We start from the raw sequence: 522 nt of genomic DNA, 5'->3' as shown, positions 1-522 counted from the left end.
TTTCACATGGGGGATTTAGGCTGGCAGATCTGGGGTTTTGTAAAGTCTGAGGCTGAAAAGATTCAAAAGGAAGCCAATCAAGTCAAAGAAGAAGTTTTGGGAAAGTCCGAGAACTCTACGATTGGCAAACCCGATACGGCATCCTCACCGACCACGAAAAAAAGCAACGCCAAGCGCTCAACATCGAAATAGTTGAACCACCTGAATATTCTTATACTGCACACACAGTGTTGCATGCTTACAACATGATCGCGCGTTCTAGACGATATGAACAAGGTACGCCGTTGGCATTGAGCATTGCGGATATCGAATCATATTTAGAATTACATGATTCTCCAGTTGAACTACATGTTTTTGTTGAATGTGTCTTGATGTTGGATAATTTATTTCTAGATCAGGCTTATAAGAAGAAGTGAGTTGTATTAAGTCATTTTACAACTTTATTAAATATGATTTTGGAATTCAAAAATCAATAATTGAAAAAGCAAAAACCCAAGATGTGGAGTCTTGGGTTTTTTGTTT

The 522-nt window shown here is 38.1% G+C and carries 1 protein-coding gene and 1 pseudogene; both read left to right on the top strand.

Translation table 11 applies throughout. From position 1 onward, the window contains the following. A pseudogene (locus tag C9E89_RS23725) lies at positions 1-192 on the top strand (hypothetical protein); the annotation flags it as partial. A 53-nt stretch (positions 193-245) separates the two neighbouring features. Next, complete coding sequence (locus tag C9E89_RS23200) at positions 246-416, top strand: hypothetical protein (RefSeq protein WP_228199118.1); 171 nt, start codon at positions 246-248, stop codon at positions 414-416. Positions 417-522: the final 106 nt, after the last annotated feature.

It is taken from the genome of Acinetobacter sichuanensis (genome assembly GCF_003024515.2).
Lineage (GTDB): Bacteria > Pseudomonadota > Gammaproteobacteria > Pseudomonadales > Moraxellaceae > Acinetobacter > Acinetobacter sichuanensis.
Note: the sequence above shows the minus strand (reverse complement) of the source record. Positions and strands in the feature narration are given on the sequence as shown.

Excerpts from the sequence above, each read along its gene's own strand:
- C9E89_RS23200 (WP_228199118.1), top strand. The coding sequence starts at position 246 with ATGATCGCGCGTTCTAGACGATATGAACAAGGTACGCCGTTGGCATTG.